Below are 2,425 nucleotides of genomic sequence, written 5' to 3'. Positions count from 1 at the left end.
GGCAGCCCCGCCGGTGCGCCAGACCCTGAGGCCCGGCGGCGGCTCAAGGGGAACGGAGCGTTCCTCTTCCTGCCATTGTCCTGCGCGCAGCCAGTATATATGCAGGGAATTGAAGTCCTTGTCCAGACACAACATCTGCCCCCGCACGCCCGGAGGCAGCAATGCGGCGGTTTCCAAGGCAATTTTTCGGTAAACGTAGAGTTTGTGTGCCTCAAACGCGCACTGGAACATGAGCGCGTCGCCCAGAGGGGTAAAGTCCAGGTGTGCGGCGTCCGCCCGCAGCAGCAGGGCCGTGAGGTCGGCTGTAAGATTTTCTTCTACGGCCAGCAGGGCCTCATAGGTGAGGCTGTCGTCGTAGCTGAATCGGCCAAAAAGTTCGCTGCGATTTTTGTCCATGTCATGCCTATACGGTAAAGCTGTTTTTTAGGCAATAATGCGTTAAACGGGCATGAAAGGCGAGCCTCAAAGTGTGCGCGGTGCATGTTTTTAAGAGAGTTGCGCGTATTTTCATTCTGGTCCTGTGGGCATAAAGTGGCTAGAATATGTGCGCGAGAGATGTTCGTAGTGCCGGAACCGGGCTACCCGAGTTCCGGCTGCATGTGACTTGTCCGCCGTTTGCTGACGGCTTTTGCCGCGTTGCGCGGTGCAACCTGCCTGGAGAAACAATGCCCCTGAAAGACCAGTTGGTTTTGTATTTTTGCCGCCTGGGTGTAGCCGGTCTGGACCCCAAGGCTCCCGGCACCTGGGGAACGGCCATGGCCTGCCTGTTGGCTCCCTACATTTTCTTGCCCCTGAATCTCTGGCTGCGGGCGGGGTTGCTGCTGGCGCTCTTTTTTCTGGGGGCCGTGGCTGCCACGCGGGCGGAAAAGCTGCTGGACCGCAAAGATCCCGGTGAAGTCGTCATTGACGAACTGGTGGGGGTGTGGCTGGTGCTGCTGCCTTTCCCCGATCCGAGCTTTTTCATGGTGCTGGCGGCTTTTGTGGCTTTTCGAATTTTTGATATCGCCAAGCCCTGGCCGGTCAAGGCATCGGAAAACTGGCTGCCCGCCGGTTACGGCATCATGATTGACGACGTTGTGGCCGGTTTGTGGGCCTTGCTGTGCGTGGGCGCGCTTGCCTGGATGGGGCTTTCGTGACGGAAGGAAGACGCAGCCGGGCTGCGAAAAGAGAAGAGGGGGCGCGGCCAGGGGCGGTTCGGCCACAGCGTGGCTACAGAAAAGCCGCCGCGCCCGCTGCTACTTCATGCGGTAGGTGATGCGCCCGCGGGTCAGGTCGTAAGGGGAAAGTTCAACCTTTACGCGGTCGCCGGGCAGGATGCGGATGTAGAATTTGCGCATTTTGCCGGAAATATGGGCCAGTACTTCGTGACCGTTTTCCAGCTCCACGCGGAACATGGCGTTGGGCAGGGCTTCCTGCACTACGCCGTCAACTTCAATGGAACCTTCTTTAGCCATGTGATCTCCATAAAAAATGATTAGGATAAACGGCGGTCAGCTTCACAAAAAAGCGGGCTGGTGTCAACTGCGCGGCCATTGACGCCAACACGGACAGACGGCAGCCCTGCGCAGACAAGCCCGCCGCCCGGATATGCGGTGATGCTGCCCGGTGTGTGCTGTGAGCGCGACCGCGTGACCGGCATCCGGCGTTGCATGAACCGGATGCGTTTCAGTTTTGCGCGCTGCTATTTTTTCTGCTTGCGTTTTTTATTGCTGTGGCCGCCCGAATTTTTTGATCCGGGCCGTTCCACAACCACATGCATGCCCTGTTGCATGATAGGGGCCTGTCGGCAGAGCAGCCACAGGCCGACAGCCATGAGCGGAATGCAGAGCACCTGGCCCATGGTGAGCCAGCCGAAAGCAAGGTAACCAAGCTGGGCATCGGGAACGCGCACAAATTCAACCACAAAGCGGAACAGGCCATAGCCAAGGGCAAACAGCCCGGAAACAGCCCCGCGTTTGCGAGGTTTCAGCGAATATATCCACACCAGGGCAAAAAGAACCAGCCCTTCCAGCAGCGCTTCGTAAAGCTGGCTTGGGTGGCGCGGCAGGGAACCGGCGCCGGGAAAGACCACTCCCCAGGGACCATCCGTCACCTTGCCCCACAGTTCGCCGTTGATGTAGTTGCCAAGGCGTCCGAAAAAGAGGCCTTGGGGAACCAGCGGGGCCACAAAGTCCGAAATGTCCAGAAAAGAACGATGCCGCGTGCGGGCAAAGTACCAGAACGCGCCAAGTACGCCAAGCAGTCCCCCGTGAAAGGACATGCCGCCGTTCCAGATGCGCAGGATCTCCATCGGGTCCGAGATGTAAACGGGCAGATCATAAAACAGCACATAGCCCAGGCGCCCGCCCAGAATGATGCCGATCATGACGCAGGTGAGCAGGTCGTCCACATCGGCGGCCCGCCAGTCTGAACCGGGCCGCGAGGC

General features: G+C 59.1%; 4 protein-coding genes. 1 reads left to right on the top strand and 3 read right to left on the bottom strand.

The genetic code is table 11. The annotated features are described in order from the left end of the window. Positions 1–396: hypothetical protein (locus V6C07_RS02970; protein ID WP_333534894.1), on the bottom strand; the 396-nt coding region annotated here is incomplete at its 3' end. 269 nt (positions 397–665) lie between these two features. On the opposite strand from V6C07_RS02970, the gene V6C07_RS02965 reads away from it, so the two are divergent. Beyond that, entirely contained in the window at positions 666–1,136 is a 471-nt protein-coding gene (locus V6C07_RS02965; protein ID WP_333534893.1) for a phosphatidylglycerophosphatase A family protein, read from the top strand. Between the two features lie 99 nt (positions 1,137–1,235). On the opposite strand, the gene infA is transcribed toward V6C07_RS02965, so the two are convergent. Continuing rightward, complete coding sequence (gene infA, locus V6C07_RS02960; protein ID WP_006008898.1) at positions 1,236–1,454, bottom strand: translation initiation factor IF-1; 219 nt, start codon at positions 1,452–1,454, stop codon at positions 1,236–1,238. A gap of 227 nt (positions 1,455–1,681) precedes the next feature. Then, on the bottom strand, positions 1,682–2,425 hold a 744-nt coding region (lgt, locus tag V6C07_RS02955), incomplete at its 5' end, for a prolipoprotein diacylglyceryl transferase (RefSeq protein ID WP_333534892.1).

It is taken from the genome of Desulfovibrio sp. 1214_IL3152, from assembly GCF_036763055.1.
GTDB lineage: Bacteria > Desulfobacterota > Desulfovibrionia > Desulfovibrionales > Desulfovibrionaceae > Desulfovibrio.
The sequence above is the reverse complement of the archived record's forward strand: the minus strand, read 5'-3'. Positions and strand labels throughout refer to the sequence as shown.

Bases quoted from the DNA above. Each gene is read 5' to 3' on its own strand.
- V6C07_RS02965 (WP_333534893.1), top strand. From the start codon at position 666: ATGCCCCTGAAAGACCAGTTGGTTTTGTATTTTTGCCGCCTGGGTGTA.
- infA (WP_006008898.1), bottom strand. From the start codon at position 1,454: ATGGCTAAAGAAGGTTCCATTGAAGTTGACGGCGTAGTGCAGGAAGCC.